Origin of the sequence: Sphaerotilus sp. (genome assembly GCF_034519685.1) — a bacterium.
In the GTDB taxonomy this organism is placed as follows: Bacteria; Pseudomonadota; Gammaproteobacteria; order Burkholderiales; family Burkholderiaceae_C; genus Sphaerotilus.
In genome coordinates this window covers 505026-523436 of sequence record NZ_JAXHOF010000006.1, presented here as the reverse complement: position 1 = coordinate 523436, position 18411 = coordinate 505026, and the positions used below count along the sequence as shown (strand labels likewise).

Genomic DNA, 18411 nt, shown 5'->3' with positions numbered 1-18411 from the left:
TGTACCGATCGCGCAAACTGGCGAGCATGCACAGCCCGCTCCCGCCCCCACCCCGCCTGGACCCTGTCGACCGCGCCCTGGTCTGGTTCCGCCGTGACCTGCGCCTGGATGACCATGCCGCGCTGCACCGCGCCCTGCGCCACGCACGCCAGGTCTGGTGCGTCTTCGTCTTCGACACCACGATCCTCGACGCCCTGCCCCGCGCAGACCGCCGCGTCGAGTTCATCTGGCACAGCGTGGTCGAACTCGACCGGCTGCTGCGCGAGCGCGGCGGCGGCCTGCTGGTGCGCCACGGCGATCCGCGCAGCGAGATCCCGGCGCTGGCGCGAACACTGCATGTGCAGGCGGTGCATGTCAGCCGTGACTACGAACCGGCCGCGGTCACACGCGATGCCCGGGTGCGCGGCGCGCTGGCGGAGGCCGGCATCTCCTTCCTGAGCTGGAAGGACCAGGTCATCTTCGAACACGACGAGGTGATGACAGCTGGCGGCACGCCGTTCTCGGTCTTCACGCCCTACAAGAACGCCTGGCTGAAGAAGCTGGATCCCTTCTACCTGAAGGCCTATCCGGTCGAGCGCCACGCGCACGCGCTGGCCGCACCGCCCGCGGCACTCGACCGGGGCGGACCGCCCCGCCTGTCGGATCTGGATTTCCTGCCCACCGACATGGCCACCCGGCTGCACCCCGGCGCCAGCGGCGGCGCGCACCTGCTGCTCGACTTCCTGGAGCGCATCGACCAGTACGAGGACACACGCAATTTCCCCGCCGTCAAAGGTCCGAGCTACCTGAGCGTGCACCTGCGCTTCGGCACCGTGTCGATCCGCCAGCTCGCCCGGCTGGCGCATGAACGCATGGTTGGCGGCTCGCGTGGCGCCGAGGTCTGGCTGTCCGAGCTGATCTGGCGCGACTTCTATGTCCAGATCCTGCACCACCACCCGCGCGTGGTCGGCCACTGCTTCAAGCCCGACTACGACGCGGTGAAATGGGAGCACGGCAAGCACGCTGACACGCTGTTCACCGCCTGGTGCGAAGGCCGCACAGGGTATCCGATCGTCGACGCCGCGATGCGCCAGCTCCACCAGACCGGCTACATGCACAACCGGCTGCGCATGGTGGCGGCGAGTTTCCTCACCAAGCACCTCGGGATCGACTGGCGACGCGGCGAAGCGCATTTCGCGCTGCACCTCAACGACTTCGACCTCGCCGCCAACAACGGCGGCTGGCAATGGGCGGCCTCGACCGGCTGCGACGCGCAGCCGTATTTCCGCATCTTCAACCCGATGACGCAGAGCCGGAAGTTCGACCCGGCCGGGCGCTTCATCCGGCGCTATGTGCCGGAGATCGCGGGGCTGAACGACGACGAGATCCACGCGCCGTGGGAAGCCAAGCCGATGGAGCGGCTGGCGGCGGGGGTGGAACTGGGCAAGACCTACCCGGCACCCGTGGTCGTGCACGAGGAAGCGCGGGCGACCACGCTGGCGCGCTTCGACGCCATCAAGAAAGCCCGCTGAACACCTGGGCCTGGGCCTGCCCGCGCTGGCTCAGAACAGCTCGATCTCGCCGCAGTGGCTCGTGTCCTCGATCAGGCCATGGGCCACCAGTTCCTCGTGGGACTGGGTCTGGTTCCGGCCGTGGGTCTTGCCGTGGTAGACGGCCTTGTCGGCGCGGTCGAAGCAGGCCTGCGGCGTGTCACCCGGACGGACATCGCTGAACCCGATGCTGACCGTGACATGGCGGATCGCCGGAAACTCGCAGGTCTCGATGGCCAGGCGGAAACGCTCGAAGGCCTTGCGGGCGCCGGCCTCGTCATGGGCGGTCAGCAGCACGACGAACTCTTCCCCCCCGAAACGGTACAGCTGGTCATCGAAGCGGAAGACCGAGGTCATCGTGCGCGCCACCATGGCCAGCACCTCGTCGCCGACGGTGTGGCCGAAGCGGTCGTTGACGAGCTTGAAATGGTCGATGTCGATCACGCCGAGCCAGTGCTGGCGCGGAACGGCGCGGCGCTCCTGCGGTGGCAGCTCTTCCTCGGGCTGGCCGTAGATGCGGCGGGCCTCGGCCACCGTGGCCTGCATGAAGGCGGTGTCGAAGCGCTTGCGGTTGAGCAGCTGGGTCAGCGTGTCGCGCTCGCTGTAGTCGAGCAGGCCGAGCACATGGCGGTGGCCCAGCAGCAGGCGCTCCGCGTCGGCGAGCACCGCCCCGTCCAGCAGCTCCAGGGTGTCCAGCTCGACCAGTCCGTCCAGCGGGCCACCGGCCTCCGCGGTCAGCGGCAGGCCGGTGTGCCAGCCCGGCGTCTCGGTGCGGGCGGTCGCCAGCACGGCGGCCGCTTCGGCACAGCGCACCAGGTCAGGCCGCTCCACCCAGGGCACGAGCGTGCGGGCGGCTTCGCCCAGGCGCTCGACCGGCACAACGGTGGCCTGACCCTGCTGCTGCTCACCACACAGGATCCAGTGACGCCGGCCACCCGCACCCTTCACGCGCCAGAGCCGGGCCCGCAGCGCACCAGTGCGCGCCACCAGTGCCGTCAGCATCAGCGCATCGACTTCGGCCCGCTCGCGGCTGCAGGCCATCGCCAGCACGGCGCCGAGCACGTCGGAGGCGGCAGCACTGCTCATGGGCTGGCGTGCGACGCGATCAGGCGCAGCAGCTCGTCTTCGCTGTAGGGCTTGCCCAGGTAATGGCGGGCGCCGAGTTCGAGCGCCAGATCCCGGTGCTTGCTGGCGATGCGCGAGGTGATCATCACCACCGGCAGGCCCGCCAGGCGCGTGTCGCTGCGGATGTTGCGCAGCAGGTCGAAGCCGTCCATGCGCGGCATCTCGATGTCCGAGAGCACGACCACCGGCCGCTCGCCGGCCAGCAGATCGAGGGCCTCCAGGCCGTCCTTGGCCAGCGCGACCCGGTAGCCTTCGCGCTCCAGCAGGCGCTTGGTGATGCGCCGCACGGTCAGCGAATCGTCCACCACCAGCACCAGCGGCGCCGGCTTGACCAGCTCGACTGGCGGCGCGTCGTCCGGCCCGGTGAGTGCGGTGACCTGCATCAGCCGCTGCGCCTGCACGCCGTAGACCGCCGCCAGCGCGACCGGGTTGTAGATCAGCGCCACGACGCCGGAGGCCAGCAGCGTCATGCCCGCCAGCCCCGGCACCCGCGCCAGCTGCGCCCCCAGGTTCTTCACCACCACTTCATGGTTGCCGAGCACGTCGTCCACATGCAGCGCCACCCGCTGCTGCGCCGACCGCACGATCACCACCGGCAGGGTCCGCCCGCTCATCTCCAGGCTGCGGCCCGGACTGTCGAGCAGCGCACCAAGCCAGTAGAACGGCAGGGTCTGGCCGGCGTAGGTGTACTGGCCCTCGTGGTAGGCCTGCGCCACCCGCTCGACCGGCGTGCGCTGCACCAGCTCGATCAGGTTGGACGGCACGGCGATCGAGCGGGTGCCGGCACGCAGGATCACCACCTGCGTCACCACCGTCGTCAGTGGCAGCACCAGCTTGAAGCAGGTGCCCCGGCTGGCTTCGGAGCGGATCTCGATCCGGCCGCCCAGCGACTGCACATCGGACTTGACCACGTCCATGCCCACGCCGCGCCCGGCCACTTCGGTCAGCACGGTCGCAGTGGACAGACCCGGCGCGAAGATCAGGTCGGTCAGCACCGTGTCGGACACCGCGGTGTCGGCCTGCACCAGGCCCATCGCCACCGCACGGGCGTGGATGCGCCCCAGGTCCAGCCCGGCGCCATCGTCGCGCAGCTCGACGCAGACCTCGTTGCCCTCCTGCACCAGGGACATCGTGATGCTGCCCACGGGGTCCTTGCCGGCGGCGACACGCTGCTCGGGCGACTCGATGCCGTGGGTCACCCCGTTGCGCAGCAGGTGCTCGAACGCGGCGGTCATGCGGTCCAGCACGCCGCGGTCGACCTCGACCCCGCCGCCGACGATGTCGAAGCGCACCTGCTTGCCGACCTCCTTGGCCGCCAGCCGCACGACGCGGTAGAGGCGCTCGGACAGGCTCTCGAACTCGACCATGCGCGTGCGCAGCAGGTCGCCCTGCAGTTCGCGGGTCAGGCGGGCCTGGACGGCGAGTTCGTCTTCGGCGGTCTGCAGCGTGCGTTGCAGGGCGCTGCGCACGGTGGCCACATCGTTGACCGACTCGGCCATCATCCGCGTCAGCTCCTGCAGCCGGGTGTAGCGGTCGAGTTCGAGCGAGTCGAACTCCTGCGCCGCCGCGCGGGCGGCCTCGCGGCGCGATTCGAGCTGCGTGTCGGCCTGCAGCGTCACGTCGTGCAGCTGGCGACTCAGACGCTCCAGGTTGTCGGTCAGGTCGCCCAGCGAGCTGCGGATGTGGCCGACTTCAGCATCCAGCCGAGAGCGGGTGATGCTGACCTCGCCGGCCAGGTTGACCAGCCGGTCCAGCAAGGCCGCCCGCACGCGCACCGGCTGCGGATTGAGCACGACCCGCTCGGCCGGCGCGGCGGGCGAGCTGTCCGCCGGCGCGAGAAAGCGGGACCAGTCGATCGTGCCGACCGCATCGGCGGGCAGCGGCACTGGCGCGGCGGTGGCCGCTCGGGCCGCCGCACCGGCCAGGGACGGTACCGGCTGGTGCAGCTCTTCGGACAGCGGACGCGGCGGCGCGAGCGTGGTCTGCGCCCACGGAGCGGCGACCATCGTCGACGCGGGCGTCGACTGGCGTTCGCGCAGTGCCTCGAAGGCCGCGACCAGCGCATCCACACGCTGGGCCAGCAGCGCCAGCCCGGCAGCAGACACCGGGCCCCCCCCGACCAGCAGCGACTCGATCGCCGACTCGAAGCGGTGCGCCAGCTCGCCCAGCCGCATGGCCCCGGCCAGACGGGCGCTGCCCTTGAAGGTATGGAGGGTGCGCATGCACGCGGTCGAGGCCCCGGCGTGCGTCGGCGCCTGCAGCCAGGCGGAGACCTGCGCCTCCAGTCGGGGCAGCAGCTCCTGCGCTTCTTCGGAAAAGATCGGGAACAGGTCGGCATCGACCTGGTCGATCTGGTCGATGTCGGCATCGAACTCGTGGTCGATCACGGCAGCGACCGGGGGCGCGGCCAGGGGTGCTGGTGCGGACACCGGTGCGGGCGCCGGGGCGGACACCGGCGCAGACACGGGCACGGCGGTCGACGCCGGCGCGGACACCACCGCCGCCCCGGACAGACGCGGCTGGACGGACTGGCTCCAGGCCTGCAGCCGCTCACCGATCAGCGGCGAGGCCGTCTGCAGGAACCCGGCGGCAAACTGGTGCAGCAGGCGACGGATGTCGTCGCCGACCATGACAAACAGCTCGGCCTCGGCCGGGTCGATCGACTCGGTGGCCTGCAGTGCCAGCACCTGGTTCAGCGCGTGCTCCAGGGCACGCGCCAGCTGCGCCAGCTCGGTGAAACCGACGGTCGCCGAGTTGCCGGCCAGCGTGTGCGCCAGCGCGCTGGCCTCTTCGCCGAGCGGGCGCGGCAGCTCCATGGCCCACAGCGTCAGCTCGGTGCCCAGCCGGCGCGAGACCTCGTCGGCCTCGTTGAGGTAGATGTTGAACAGCGGAATCTGCAGCCGCAGCGGGCCGATGACCTTGATCTGGTCGTCGTCGCCCTGGCGGTCGGGCTGGGCAGCGCGCAGCACCTCGGTGGCGATCTGGGCGCGCACGCCGTCCAGGTCGATCACGTTGGCCAGCCCAGGGGCGGACACGGGGGCGGCGGCAGGTGCAGAGGGCTCGCCTACCTCGAGATCGAGAGGCTCGATGTCCTGCGGCGGCTCGGCGGGTGGCACCAGATCCGCCTCGGGCAAGGGGCCGCCGAGGGTGGCATGGGCCGAGGAGGTGGTGGTCTCCAGCGGCGCGCGCCAGCTGTGGCGCTCGTCGTCCAGGCCGGACGAGCCCACCTCGATGCGCTCCACCGGGCCGTCGGGCAGCTCGAAATCGTCGAAGGACACATCGACGGCCGGTGCGCTGAAGTCCAGCGGCAGGTCGATGAGCATCGAGGGTTCTGCCGGTGGCTGGGGCTGGGCCGGCATCGGCGCACGCCACATCGCGTCCCCCAGCTCCATCGGCCGGGTGGCCTGCAGCGGCTCCATGAGCGGCCGGGCCGGTTCGCCGAAGAGCACCTCCAGGTCGACATGTTCCTGCGCATCGTCTGACGAGCCCCCGACGCGGGAACCGGTCGGCGACGGCGCAGGCGGCATCGCGAAACCTGGCAGGCACACCCGCATCAGCTCGCCCGCATGGCGCAGCGCCTCGGCACCGGCCATCACAGGCTCGGGCAGGAAGGCTTCGGCATCGCGCGCGGCGATGGCCCCGGTCCAGGCCTCGAAATAGCGCAGCGCATCCCCCGTGAAGGTGCGCAGTTCGGGACTGGCGGGCGTCTGTTCGGCCAGCCAGTGGTTGTAGAGCTGCTCGCACGACCACGCGGCTTCGCCGAAGGCATTGAAGCCGACCATGCGCGCGCTGCCCTTGAGCGTGTGGAAGGCGCGGCGCAGGTGGGTGAGCAGCGGCAGGTTGCCGGGCGTCAGGGCCAGCGCGTCGAGCGCCGCCTGGCCTTCCTCGATCACCTCGCGGGCTTCGTCGAGGAAGACCCCGCGCATCTCGTCGTCGTCTTCCAGCCCGGTGGGCTGGAACTGCGGCAGGTCGAGCGGCCGGGGCGCCGGGGGCCGTGACGTCAAGGGCGGGCCCAGCGGATCCAGCCCCAGCGGCGCGGTGGCCGTGGCGACGAAGTCCTGCAGTTCCTGCCGCACCTCGGCCGGGTCTGCGTCGCGGTCCAGCGCGTGGCGCGCGGCACTGACGTGCGCGGAGAGGGCCGGCAGTGCGGTGACCTGGGCATCGTCCTGCAGGGCCTGCAGCTCGGCCACCACGTCTTCGCGCGACATGCCGGCGTGCTGCAAAGCCTCGGCGATGGCCTCGGCCCGGTGGATCACGTCGGCCGTGACCGCCGAGCGGCCCATCACCGGCGACAGCACGCCCAGCAGCGGATCGAAATGGAACAGCGACTTCGCGACCACCGGCTGCACATGCAGCATGTCGATCAGGAAGCCGAGCGCGCCCAGGTTGGCCGCCAGCCGCTGGAAGGCACTCAGGGTGCGCGGATCCTGCGGCTGGTGTTCGCTGTGGAGCAGGTACTCGACATCCTCGCGCATGCAGTGCAGCGTCTGGATCGCCGCGTCGATGCCCAGCACCGACAGCACGCCCCGCATCGACCCGAGCAGCCCCGGCACACCGGCCAGCAGACCGCTTTCCTGCGGGCTGCGGAAGAACTGGTCGATCTGCTGCTCGATCTCGCCCAGCGTCGCGCGCAGCTCCTGCACCACGCTGCCGAGGGTCAGGCGCTCGCTGACGCGGCGGTAGAGCGCCTCCATCCACGGCTCCAGCGGCTGCGAACGCTGACCCGCGGTGACCCGCTCGATGCGCTCGGCCAGCCGGCCGGCATGGTCGGCGTGACCGGTGCGGTCGACGTCCACCTCGTCCAGCGCCGCTTCCAGATAGAGCAGGCTGGTGGCGACCTCCATGCCCAGCTCCGGGCCGGGCGGGCGGCTGCTGCGCACGACCGACGTGGCCGCCGCCACCAGCGCGCGGGCGAGCTGGCCGCCATCGTCATAGAGCCGGCTGATCGATTCCCCGAGCAGCGTGAACACATCGAGCAACGGCACGCCGCGCTGCGGATCCCGAAAGGCCTCGGGCGAGGACACCAGGCCCCAGGCCTCCTTGGCCGACTTGACCCGCTTGCGGGTCTGCTGGATCTGGGCCGGATCGCTGAGGCCGTAGACCGGCACGGCATAGTCGACCGGGACCAGCCGCGGCAGGTGGTAGGCGGTCTGCACGGCGCTCAGCATCGGCGCCGACTGCCCCGCCGCGGGCCAGGCACGGGCGCAGAAGAACAGCAGATCCTGCGCCAGGCGCTCCGAGAAACCCTCCTCGCCGCGCACCCGGCTGCGCAGCTGCGCCATGACGCGGGAGGCCGTCCGCTTGGCGAACATGTCCGGCGCCAGCAATCCGAGCGACCAGGCCTGGAAGAACGCCGCGGCCAGTCGCCAGACGGTCGCCTCTTCGGTCGTCTGCGCGGCGAGCGCGAGGCTGGCGCCGTCCCGTGCCAGCGCAGCGGCGGCGGCGGGCGTGTTCTGCCGCATCAATCCCAGCAGCGCGCGCTCGACACTGGCGAGCATCGCCGCGTCGGCCCGGTGCGCCAGACCGCCCGAGGCATCCGGCACCTCGCGCAGGCGCCAGTCATGTGTCCAGAGATCGGCCGGGTGGATGCGCTCCGCGCCGTTCAGCTCCAGCAGCACACGCCACTGCGCGAACAGGCCGACCGCCTGCACCGGCTTGCCCGCCAGCTTCTGGCCGAGATAGTCGAGCAGCGCCAGCGCGGCCTTCTCGACGGCATCCACCCCTGCGGCATCCAGCCGCTGCGGCTTGGCCACGAAGCGCTGCACCAGCTGTTCGGCCGAGCGCAGCAGCAGCGCACCTTCGGGCAGGTTGACCAGCTCCAGTGCGCCGACGCCCTGGTGGATCTGCTGGCGGGCGGTGCGCAGGATGGCCGGCTCGACGTCGTCCAGGTCCGAGCCCTCGGCCGCGCCGACCTCGCGCAGATAGCGCCGCAAGGACTTGTTCGCAGCCTCCAGCGTCTTGCGCAGTTCTTCGAGCACCCAGGCCAGGGCGCTGAGGTCATCGGTCGGAGCGGTGTGGTGCGGGTCCATCGGCATCAACTGATCTTGAAACGCGCCACCGACTGCCGCAATTCCTCGGCCGTGCGGGACAACTGGCGCACCAGCTGCGCGGTGGAGCGGGTGCCCTCGCCGGTCTGCTCGGTGACGGCGAAGATGTGCTGGATATTCTGCGCCACGACCGTGGCGTTCTCGGCTTCCTGGCGGGCCTGCGACGAGATGGCCTCGATCAGCTCGGCCAGCTGGCGCGAGACGCGGTCGATCTCGGTCAGCGCGGTGCCGGCGTTGTCCGACAGCTTGGCGCCCTCGACCACCCCTTGGGTCGAGCGCTCCATCGCCACCACCGCATCGGCGGTGTCGGTCTGGATGGTCTTGACCAGCACGGCAATCTGGCGTGTGGCGTCGCCCGAGCGCTCGGCCAGCCGCTGCACCTCCTCGGCCACGACCGAAAAGCCGCGCCCCGCCTCACCGGCCGACGCCGCCTGGATCGCTGCGTTCAGCGCCAGCACGTTGGTCTGCTCGGTGATGTCGGAGATCAGCTCGGTGATCTCGCCGATCTCCTGCGAAGACTCGCCCAGCCGCTTGATGCGCTTGGAGGTCTCCTGGATCTGCTCGCGGATGGTGTTCATGCCGCCGATGGTGTCGAGCACTGCGGTCAGGCCCGAGGTCGCCGCCGACAGCGAATGCCGCGCCACGTCGGCCGACTGCTGCGCCTGACCGGAGACGCGCTGGATGCGGCCGGCCATCTGCAGCACCGCCTCGCCGGTCTCGCGGATCTCGCGCAGCTGCTCGTCGGAGGCGGCCAGCAGCTCGGTGGAGGTGGCCTCGACCTGCTGCGTGGTGTCGGTCACCCGCGCCACCGTGCCCTGGACCTGCGACACCAGCGAGCGCAGTTCCTCCACGGTGTAGTTGACCGAGTCGGCAATCGCGCCGGTGATGTCCTCGGTCACGGTCGCCTGCTGCGTCAGGTCACCTTCGGCCACCGTCTGCAGCTCGTTCATCAGCCGCAGGATCGCCGCCTGGTTGGCGTCGTTGACGCGCTTGGCCTCGCGCTCCTGGCGTTCGGCTTCGAGACGCTGCACATCGGACACCGAGGCCCGCTGGCGCTGGTCCGCCGTGAACACCAGCAGCAGCCCCAGCCCACCCAGCAGACACAGCAGCAGCGACAGCCCCAGCAGCCCGACATTGGCCCAGCCGATGCCGCCCACCGAGGACACGCTGGTCTGCACCTGCGTCAGGCCCTGGCGCAGCACTTCGGTGTCCGTGATGATCGCCGTCTGTGCCTCGCGGGCCGAGACCAGCCCCTGCAGGTTGCCGAGGATGGCACCGGCGTGCTGGCGCAGCGCCTCGTGCAGCTTCAGCAGCGCCTCCAGGCGGGCGCGCACCTGCGGATCCTTGGTGGCGGTCAGGCGCAGATCGGGGTTGCCGTCCAGCAGTCCACGGGCCACGTCGCGGAAGGTGTTCAAGTCCTTGCCCAGCAGGAACAGCGCCTCGGGCGACACCCCTTCGACAGTGAGCGACTCGTTGGCGGACTTGCCGATGCGCTGCGTCAGCATCACCAGCCGGCCCGCGGCGGACACCTCGGTCGGCAGCGCGTCCTGCTGCACCTTGGCGGCGGCGATGGCCTCGGTCGCCTCCAGCAGCTCGCCCGACTGGCGGTTGATCGCCTTCAGCGCGGCGCTGACCTGGGTCAGCAGCTGCTCCTGCGCCAGCACGGTGCCCGCGTTCTTCTCGGTCTTGTCGACCACGGCCATCAGCGGATCGATCAGGCCACGGGCGGTGAGCGACACCGGCTGCAGACCGCTGTCGGCCCGTCCGCTCTGCAGGCCGCGCACACTGGCGGCCAGCACCGCCGTCGATTCACGCACTTCCGCGAAGGCTTGCGGCTGGCCGGCCAGCGCCTGCAGCACCGCCTTGGCCAGCCGCTGCGACTGCATGAGCGCCTGCCCGGTCGCGCCGATCTGGGCCGAACTGCCGCCTGCCGTGCGCACGGCCATCACCGACGCCAGCACCAGCCCGAGACCGCCCAGCGCCAGCATCCCGCCCAGCAGGCGCTGCTGCCGGTCCGAGGACCAGCGTCCGATCAGCGGCAGCCGCATGCGTGCGCCCAGCAGCGCGCGGCGCGGCGTGGTCGCCGACGCTGCGGAGCGGCCTGCATGCGGCATCTGCAGGCTCGACGGCGAGGCCTCGCTGATGATCGAGCCCTCGGCCACCGAGATCGTGGTGTTCAGCGAGGCGTCCTGGACCGTGTCCAGCAGCTCGTCCCGCTCCTCACCGCCCACGGTGTAGGGGCCTGCATAGGACTCGTCGTCGGGCAGAGGCGCCTCCGGCCCGCCGTGCCGCCGATGCTTGCCCTTGAGCTTGTCCATGAACCCCATGCCCGCCTCGTCTTTCACGCTGTCATTCCGCACCGATGATGCGCAGGAAACGCTCGTCGCGCGGCAGCATCGACAGGCGCAGCTCCTGCCAGAGCCGCCCGGACACATCCAGCCAGCGCCCGCCGGCGAACGCCGGTTGCGGCTGGTCGTCCGGCGCCACCGGGGTCATCTGGTCCGCGTGGCGCAGCCCGGCCAGCTTGTCGATCAGCAATGCGGCATTCAGCTCCAGCGCCGGATTGAAGGCCACGACCCGCGCCTGCTCGCGCACGGCTGTCGGAATACGGTCGCGCAGTCCGAGAAAGCCGGCCAGGTCGACCACCCCCGTCAGGGCTCCGCGCAGATTGGCCACCCCGAGAAACCAGGACTCGGTATGGGGCACGCTCAGCAGCGCCCCCGGCTGGAAGATCTCGCCGGCCTCGGCCAGCGGAAACAGGAAGGCATGCCCGGCGCATTCGACGGCCAGCCAGCCCACGGTGTGCTCGATGCTGTGGACTTCCTGCAGACGTTCGGCCAGCCGACCCTGCAGTTCCCTCAGCGCTTCCTTGTTGGCCATGAGGGCTCCCGATGGTCCTGATGTGAATGCGGTTCAGCCGAAGGCCCGGATCTTCTGGACCAGCTCGTCCGGATTGACCGGCTTGACCACGTAGTCGCGCGCGCCCTGGCGCATGCCCCAGACCTTGTCGGTCTCCTGGCTCTTGCTGGTGCACATGATCACGGGCACATCGGCATAGCGCGGATCCCGGGTGATGGTGCGGGTGAGCTGGAAGCCGTTCTGGCCCGGCATCACCACGTCCATCAGGATCAGGTCCGGCTTTTCCTCCGCGATCCGGCGCAGGGCTTCGTCGCCGTTTTCAGCCGTGCGCACACGGAAACCCTGGCGCACCAGCAGGTCGGTGAGGACATGCAGTTCGGTCCGGGAATCGTCCACCAACAGGATGTTGTGTATCGGCATGGCGTCGTCTTGCGGGCGCAGGCGTCAGGGCCGGACACAGCAGACGCCGGTCCGGGCATGGCGCATCAGGACACCACCCGACAGTGCAAGCGCACCGCCTGGAGCAACTGGTCCTTGGTGAAGGGCTTGGTCAGGTAGTCTTCCGATCCCACCATGCGCCCGCGCGCCTTGTCGAACAGCCCGTCCTTGGACGACAGCATGATCACCGGCACGTTGGCGAATTCGGGATTGCGCTTGATGATGGCGCAGGTCTGGTAGCCATCAAGCCGCGGCATCAGGATGTCGCAGAAGATCAGGTCCGGCCGGTGGTCGCTGACCTTGGCCAGCGCGTCGAAGCCATCCTCGGCGAGCACGACCTCGCAGCCGCCCTGCTTCAGGAAGATCTCGGCGCTGCGGCGGATGGTGTTGCTGTCGTCGATCACCAGCACACGCGTGACCGAGCGCGTGCGTTCGGAAGTGGGGGTGTCAGGCAGGTGTTCCACGACTGGGCTCGCTGGGTTGGCGGGTCAGGTCAGATCCGGACCATCTCGAAATCTTCCTTGCGGGCAGCGCATTCCGGGCAGACCCAGTTCATCGGCACGTCCGCCCAGGCGGTGCCCGGTGCGATGCCATGTTCCGGGTCACCGGTCGCTTCGTCATAGATCCACCCACAGATCAGACACATCCAGGTTTTCGAAGGGCTCACGGCGTGTGTTCAGCTTGTCTACAATGGACAAAGATTGTAGCCACTGGCCCCGCCTGCCCGGCGAGAACAGACGGACCCCTTCACAACTATTCTCAGAAAACGGCCAGAGTCCCTCGGCCCTCCCGGATGAACCCCAACGCAACCGAAATCGTCAGCGACGACCCCCAGGACCTGCCGGCCCCGGCTTGCGTGATGAGCTTCAATGCCAGTGACGCCACCGGCGCTGGCGGTGTCGCCGGCGACATCGCCACCATCGCCGCCATGGGGGCACACGCACTGCCCGTGATCTCCACCATCGTCATGCGCGACACGGCCGAGATCTTCGAGCACACCGCGCTCGACCCCGAGACCGTCGTCGAGCAGGCCCGCAGCGTGCTGGAAGACGTGACCATCTCGGCCTGGAAGGTCGGCTTCCTCGGTAACGCCGAGAACGTCGGCGCCGTAGCCGAGATCCTGTCCGACTACCCGGACGTGCCGCTGGTGACCTACCTGCCCACGCTGTCCTGGATGGACGACGAGGACGAGGCCACCGCCTACCACGACGCGCTGCGCGAACTCGTGCTGCCGCAGACGCTGGTGCTGATCGGCAACCAGAAGACCCTCACCGACTTCCTGCTGCCCGACTGGGACTCCGAGCGTCCGCCATCGGCCCGCGAACTCGCCATCGCCGCCGGCAAGCACGCCACGCAGTACGTGCTCGTCACCGGCCTGCAGCTGCCCAACAACCAGGTCGACAACGTGCTGTCCTCGCCGCAGGGCGCCATCACCGGCGAGAAGTTCGAGCGCTTCGAGACCACGTTCATCGGCGCCGGCGACACGCTGTCGGCCTCGATCGCTGCGCTGCTGGCCACCGGGCAGGAGCTGCACATCGCCGTCTCCGAGGCGCTGGCCTTCCTGGACCAGTCGCTCGACTCGGGCTTCCGCCCTGGCATGGGCAACGTCGTGCCCGACCGCTTCTTCTGGGCCACGCCCCCGGAAGACGAGGACGGCGAAGGCGACGAGGACATCATCGACGCGATGACGGCCGACATCGACTCGCCCACCAAGCCGCGCAGCATCCACTGACCCAACCCGGCGCCGGTCCGCCCGGCGCGAGACCGATGACCACCAACGACCAGTTGTTCGAACGTGCCCGGAAGGTGATTCCGGGCGGCGTGAATTCCCCCGTGCGCGCTTTCCGCGCCGTCGGCGGCACGCCCCGCTTCATCGCCCGCGCCCAGGGCCCTTACATGTGGGATGCCGAAGGCAAGCGCTTCATCGACTACATCGGCTCCTGGGGCCCGATGATCCTCGGCCACGGCCACCCCGCCGTGCTCTCGGCCGTCCAGCAGGCGGCCACCGAAGGTTTCAGCTTCGGCGCCCCGACCGAGCGCGAGGTCGAACTCGCCGAGGAGATCCTGTCGCTGGTGCCGAGCTGCGAGCAGATCCGCCTCGTCAGCTCCGGCACCGAGGCCGCGATGACCGCGATCCGCCTGGCCCGTGGCGCCACCGGCCGCTCGAAGTTCATCAAGTTCGAAGGCTGCTACCACGGCCACGCCGACGCGCTGCTGGTCAAGGCCGGCTCGGGTCTGGCGACCTTCGGCAACCCGACCTCCGCCGGCGTGCCGCCGGAAGTCGTGCAGCACACGCTGGTCCTCGAATACAACAACCTCGACCAGCTCGAAGAAGCCTTCCGGCTGCACGGCCCCGAACTCGCCTGCGTGATGATCGAGCCGATCGCCGGCAACATGAACTTCGTGCGCGCGCAGGTGCCGTTCGTGAAGCGCATCCGCGAACTGTGCGACCAGCACGGCGCGCTGTTCGTCTTCGACGAGGTGATGACGGGCTTTCGCGTCGCCCTCGGCAGCGCGCAGAGCCTGTACGCCGACGCCATCCCCAGCTTCGCGCCCGACATCAGCGTGTTCGGCAAGGTCATCGGCGGCGGCATGCCGCTGGCCGCGTTCGCCAGCTCGCGCCGGATCATGGAACACCTCGCCCCGCTCGGCACCGTCTACCAGGCCGGCACGCTCAGCGGCAACCCGGTCGCCACCGCCTGCGGTCTGGCCACGCTGCGCGAGATCCGCAAGCCCGGCTTCTTCGACGACCTGTCGCGCAAGACCCGCGCGCTCGTGGATGGCCTGAAGGGCGCGGCGGACGCGGCCGGCGTGCCGTTCTCGGTCGACAGCCAGGGCGGCATGTTCGGCTTCTTCTTCATGCCGGAGCTGCCGCAGAACTACACCACGGTGATGACCACCGACCAGCCGCGCTTCAACCGCTTCTTCCACGGCCTGCTCGACCGCGGTGTGTACCTGGCGCCCGCGCTGTATGAAGCTGGCTTCGTCAGCGCCGCGCACACCGACGCCGACATCGCCGAAACGGTCGCCGTCGCCGCCGACGTGCTGCGCAGCCTGTGAGCGAAGGAACACCCGCCATGTCCGACCCGCAGCAGCCATCGCCGCAGCCCCGCGCCCTCCACCCTACCGGGCCGCTCGTGTTCGAGGGCCAGCCAGCCGTCCACCTGCGCTCGCCCAACGGCGCGCAGGCCACCATCCTGCTGCACGGCGCGCACGTCGTGTCGTGGATCCCGGCTGGCCAGGAGGAACAGCTCTACCTCTCGCCCGAGACGAAGTACGGCGACGGTGCGGCGGTGCGCGGCGGCGTGCCAGTGATCTTTCCGCAGTTCAACCAGCAAGGCCCGCTGCCCAAGCACGGCTTCGCCCGCAACCGGGCGTGGCAGGTGCAGGCGACGGAAGTGCGCGGCGAACACGCCTTCGCCGTGCTGACGCTCAGCGTCGACGAGGCCACGCGGGCGATCTGGCCGCACGCCTTCACGCTGGAGCTGACCGTCAGCGTCGATGACCGCCGGCTGGAGATGGAACTGGCCGTGCTCAACACGGGCGACAGCCCCTTCGAGTTCCAGGCCGCGCTGCACACCTACCTCGGCTGCGGCGACGTGCGCCGGGCGCAGCTCGAAGGCCTGATCGACCAGAACTACCACGACGCCGTGCTCGACCAGCCGCGCCAGCAGTGGATCGACGTCGTCACCATCGCGCAGGAAATCGACCGCATCTACTGGAACGCGCCGAAGGAGCTGACGCTGCGCGAAGCGGGGCGACGGCTGCTGATCCAGTCGCATGCGTTCGACGACGTGGTGGTGTGGAACCCGGGGCCGGAGAAATGCGCCGCGCTGCCGGACATGCCCGATGACGACTGGCTGCAGATGCTGTGCGTCGAGGCGGCGCAGATCGGCGAGCGGGTGCGGCTGGCCGGTGGGCAGGAGTGGGTGGCGATGCAGACGCTGGTGATCGCGGACTGAGCATGAAGCTCGACCACGACGGCACGAACGCCCGTTGCCTGCAGCCCGCATCGGCAGTAGGATTCCTACTCCGAATTCCTACCTGCGAGGCAGCATGCTCGTCACCGAAAAGGGACAGGTCACGATCCCCAAACACATCCGGCTGGCGGCTGGGGTGACACCCGGCAGTGAAGTCACCTTCAGCCTGGAAGGCAGCAGGATCGTCATCACGCCGGTCGGCACCAGCGTCAAGAACGACCGCCGCGCCGAGCTTCGCACTGCGGCAGCCCGCGTCCGGGAAAGCTTCAGCGCCGAGTTCCAGCAGCTTGGCGCCGAGGAGATCATGCGCTTCATCCGTGGAGACGAGCCGTCCCAAGGCCCCAAGCGTCGTGGCAACCGCTAGCCTGTCCCACTACGACGGCACCGCTGGCACGCTCGTCGATACGAATATCTGGGTGGACTGCATTGATGAGACAAGTCCTTGGCATGACTGGGCGCTGGAGCAACTGCAAGCCTGCAGCGAACGCGCTCCACTGCACATCAACCTCATTGTCTACACCGAACTGCTGATTCCGGGGCCTGATGTTGGCGCCTTGGACGCGCTGCTGGATGTCTACGACACGCTGCGCTCGCCGCTGCCGTGGGCATCCGCATCTCTCACTGCCGCGGCTTACGGTCTGTATCGACGGCGCGGTGGCGCGAAGCACAAGCCGCTACCGGACTTCTTCATTGGCGCTCACGCCGCGGTCTCGAACCTGAGCGTGCTCACGCGAGATCCAAGGCCGTACAGAAACTACTTTGGTCGGCTGGAAGTCATTGCGCCGTGACGCACTGCGCGACGACGCAGAGCTGACCTGATCGGGACGGGTCTCCTGCCTTCGCCGAAGCTGCTGATCGGCGGGTGGCTGTCTGTCGCACTGACCAGACTGCGCGGCAAGTCGTAAATTTTTCACGCACAAAATCGAAGTGAAAAACTATGCTTCCGGGGCTGTGGCGGCGTAACAGGTTACGGCAGCAGCGCAGGCTTTGAGCCTGCTTTTACGGAGGGCATACCGTTCAAGACTAAGAATAACTTTAATTTATTTAAGGGAATTTATTGCGAGAAATAAAATTCTCTGCCCCATAGATGTCAAATCTTGCGAACAAGAATTAACATCTATTTGACTTAATTCAAATTTAATTTGAGTGCGTCTATTGTTAACATATATCTCATTTGCGGGAGTTTTTGGTAAATTTTCAAGCCACTGCCATATAACCGAAAAAACATATACGGCATGCAAAATTCCAGATGCCGGACGCATCTCTTTTTTCCATGGGGAGTAGTATTTATTTTTCGACGATTCAACCAAATCAATGCACCTCTCTATAAGTGATAACTGAACATGCATTGACTCATGTATAATTGACTCCGACAGTCTCAACGCCCCATCAGAGCAATATGAGGCCATAGAAACAAAAATACTAAATGGAATTTTAGGATCACTATAACTTAGATCATAAGCTGAATTTTCTGATTTAATAAAATGAGTTGTTTTCGATAATATTTTTATCGTTCTTGCGAGTGTTGGATTTGAATTTATAAAATTCAAACTATCTTGTATGATTTTTATTGATTGATATGTATTTATGTCCGATGGAGTTAAAAACCTTATCCCGTTAGCAAGAAATTTATCCTGCAATGAACTTGTCATGTGTTCGATGCGAATACTCATCAAGCCGCCATTTGATGCGAGCACGGTAGATAAAATAATTGGGCATTCCTTTCCATCAGTAATGAATTCTGATGTTGAATAATCTTGTACCCTTATCCATCCAAGAGATACAGCGTGTTGATCAATAACTTCAGCCATACCCGGAAACCATAAATTTTGGCAATCAATATTCAGGAAATTTAATATCTCTTCAGTCAAAGAAAGACTAATATTATTTACCATAAAATGACAGCACCAAGGTATAGCGATCGCCAAAATTAATTGGCGACACAGCATGATATGATAACGGAGATATCTCGAAAGCAACCGAAGTATTGTGAGTCGGATTGTATATATTTCTCAAATCTTCAGTATTTTTGCTACCAAATATCATTAATACGCCGCCATTCTCAACATCCCATTTCCTGTTTAATTGAATTAAAACCCTGTGAGTTTCTTCGTTTGGAATAAAATCATTGTGTATGCGAATTCTTTGTCCTTTTACAAGCTTATGTGCCGTTATATCTATTTTGTTTGATAGATTTGTTTTGAATGTGCACTCAAGTTGCTCTCGTAAATTTATCAACGATTTACTATTGAATATTTTCTCAATATCGCAGGGTAATTTTAATTGATTAAAACTAAATTCATATTGTTCATAAAACTCAGCAATTTTCAACTCCCATGGAGCATCCTTTTCAAGCCAGCTTAGAATTTTTAGACTATCTCCATAATCAAACACCTGAGTTGCGCAGACATGAGGAAATGGATCAGCGCGAAA

General features: G+C 66.8%; 15 protein-coding genes. 6 read left to right on the top strand and 9 right to left on the bottom strand.

Annotated features, from left to right (window positions below):
* The first annotated feature begins 26 nt into the window (after nt 1-26).
* Nucleotides 27-1511 carry a cryptochrome/photolyase family protein gene (locus tag U5O44_RS13600; RefSeq protein ID WP_322588994.1) on the top strand — a complete coding sequence of 495 codons (1485 nt, stop codon included), beginning with the start codon at nt 27-29 and terminating at the stop codon, nt 1509-1511.
* 30 nt (nt 1512-1541) lie between these two features.
* On the opposite strand, the gene U5O44_RS13595 is transcribed toward U5O44_RS13600, so the two are convergent.
* The 7 genes from U5O44_RS13595 to U5O44_RS13565 all read right to left on the bottom strand — a co-directional run bounded on the left by U5O44_RS13595 (nt 1542) and on the right by U5O44_RS13565 (nt 12644).
* Nucleotides 1542-2615 (bottom strand): GGDEF domain-containing protein, encoded by a 1074-nt coding sequence (locus tag U5O44_RS13595; protein WP_322588993.1) that lies wholly within the window; start codon nt 2613-2615, stop codon nt 1542-1544.
* Nucleotides 2612-8683, bottom strand: coding sequence for a hybrid sensor histidine kinase/response regulator (locus U5O44_RS13590; protein ID WP_322588992.1), 6072 nt, complete (start codon nt 8681-8683; stop codon nt 2612-2614). The genes U5O44_RS13595 and U5O44_RS13590 overlap by 4 nt, the downstream gene beginning before the upstream one ends.
* Before the next feature lie 5 nt (nt 8684-8688).
* Nucleotides 8689-11028 carry a methyl-accepting chemotaxis protein gene (locus U5O44_RS13585; RefSeq protein ID WP_322590491.1) on the bottom strand — a complete coding sequence of 780 codons (2340 nt, stop codon included), beginning with the start codon at nt 11026-11028 and terminating at the stop codon, nt 8689-8691.
* A gap of 22 nt (nt 11029-11050) precedes the next feature.
* Nucleotides 11051-11581, bottom strand: coding sequence for a chemotaxis protein CheW (locus tag U5O44_RS13580; RefSeq protein WP_322588991.1), 531 nt, complete (start codon nt 11579-11581; stop codon nt 11051-11053).
* A gap of 33 nt (nt 11582-11614) precedes the next feature.
* Complete coding sequence (locus U5O44_RS13575; protein ID WP_293995097.1) at nt 11615-11980, bottom strand: response regulator; 366 nt, start codon at nt 11978-11980, stop codon at nt 11615-11617.
* A 65-nt stretch (nt 11981-12045) separates the two neighbouring features.
* Nucleotides 12046-12462, bottom strand: a complete 417-nt coding sequence (locus tag U5O44_RS13570) for a response regulator (protein ID WP_416222175.1) — start codon at nt 12460-12462, stop codon at nt 12046-12048.
* A 29-nt stretch (nt 12463-12491) separates the two neighbouring features.
* Nucleotides 12492-12644 (bottom strand): rubredoxin, encoded by a 153-nt coding sequence (locus U5O44_RS13565; RefSeq protein WP_322590489.1) that lies wholly within the window; start codon nt 12642-12644, stop codon nt 12492-12494.
* Between the two features lie 147 nt (nt 12645-12791).
* On the opposite strand from U5O44_RS13565, the gene thiD reads away from it, so the two are divergent.
* From thiD to U5O44_RS13540, 5 genes are all read left to right on the top strand, one after another.
* Entirely contained in the window at nt 12792-13730 is a 939-nt protein-coding gene (thiD, locus tag U5O44_RS13560) for a bifunctional hydroxymethylpyrimidine kinase/phosphomethylpyrimidine kinase (protein WP_322588990.1), read from the top strand.
* A gap of 35 nt (nt 13731-13765) precedes the next feature.
* A complete protein-coding gene (hemL, locus tag U5O44_RS13555) occupies nt 13766-15058 on the top strand; it encodes a glutamate-1-semialdehyde 2,1-aminomutase (RefSeq protein ID WP_322588989.1) in 1293 nt (430 codons plus the stop codon).
* A gap of 17 nt (nt 15059-15075) precedes the next feature.
* Nucleotides 15076-15960: a D-hexose-6-phosphate mutarotase gene (locus U5O44_RS13550; RefSeq protein ID WP_322588988.1), complete on the top strand. Its 885-nt coding sequence runs from the start codon at nt 15076-15078 to the stop codon at nt 15958-15960.
* Nucleotides 15961-16054: 94 nt separating this feature from the next.
* Nucleotides 16055-16342 (top strand): AbrB/MazE/SpoVT family DNA-binding domain-containing protein, encoded by a 288-nt coding sequence (locus tag U5O44_RS13545; RefSeq protein WP_322588987.1) that lies wholly within the window; start codon nt 16055-16057, stop codon nt 16340-16342.
* A complete protein-coding gene (locus tag U5O44_RS13540; RefSeq protein WP_322588986.1) occupies nt 16329-16766 on the top strand; it encodes a type II toxin-antitoxin system VapC family toxin in 438 nt (145 codons plus the stop codon). The genes U5O44_RS13545 and U5O44_RS13540 overlap by 14 nt, the downstream gene beginning before the upstream one ends.
* Nucleotides 16767-17018: 252 nt before the next feature.
* On the opposite strand, the gene U5O44_RS13535 is transcribed toward U5O44_RS13540, so the two are convergent.
* On the bottom strand, nt 17019-17927 hold the full coding sequence (locus tag U5O44_RS13535) for an aKG-HExxH-type peptide beta-hydroxylase (RefSeq protein ID WP_322588985.1): 909 nt from the start codon (nt 17925-17927) through the stop codon (nt 17019-17021).
* A complete protein-coding gene (gene yhhC, locus U5O44_RS13530) occupies nt 17863-18372 on the bottom strand; it encodes a cyclophane-containing peptide 2OG-Fe(II) oxygenase YhhC (protein WP_322588984.1) in 510 nt (169 codons plus the stop codon). Before yhhC ends, U5O44_RS13535 begins: the two co-directional genes overlap by 65 nt.
* Nucleotides 18373-18411 lie beyond the last annotated feature (39 nt).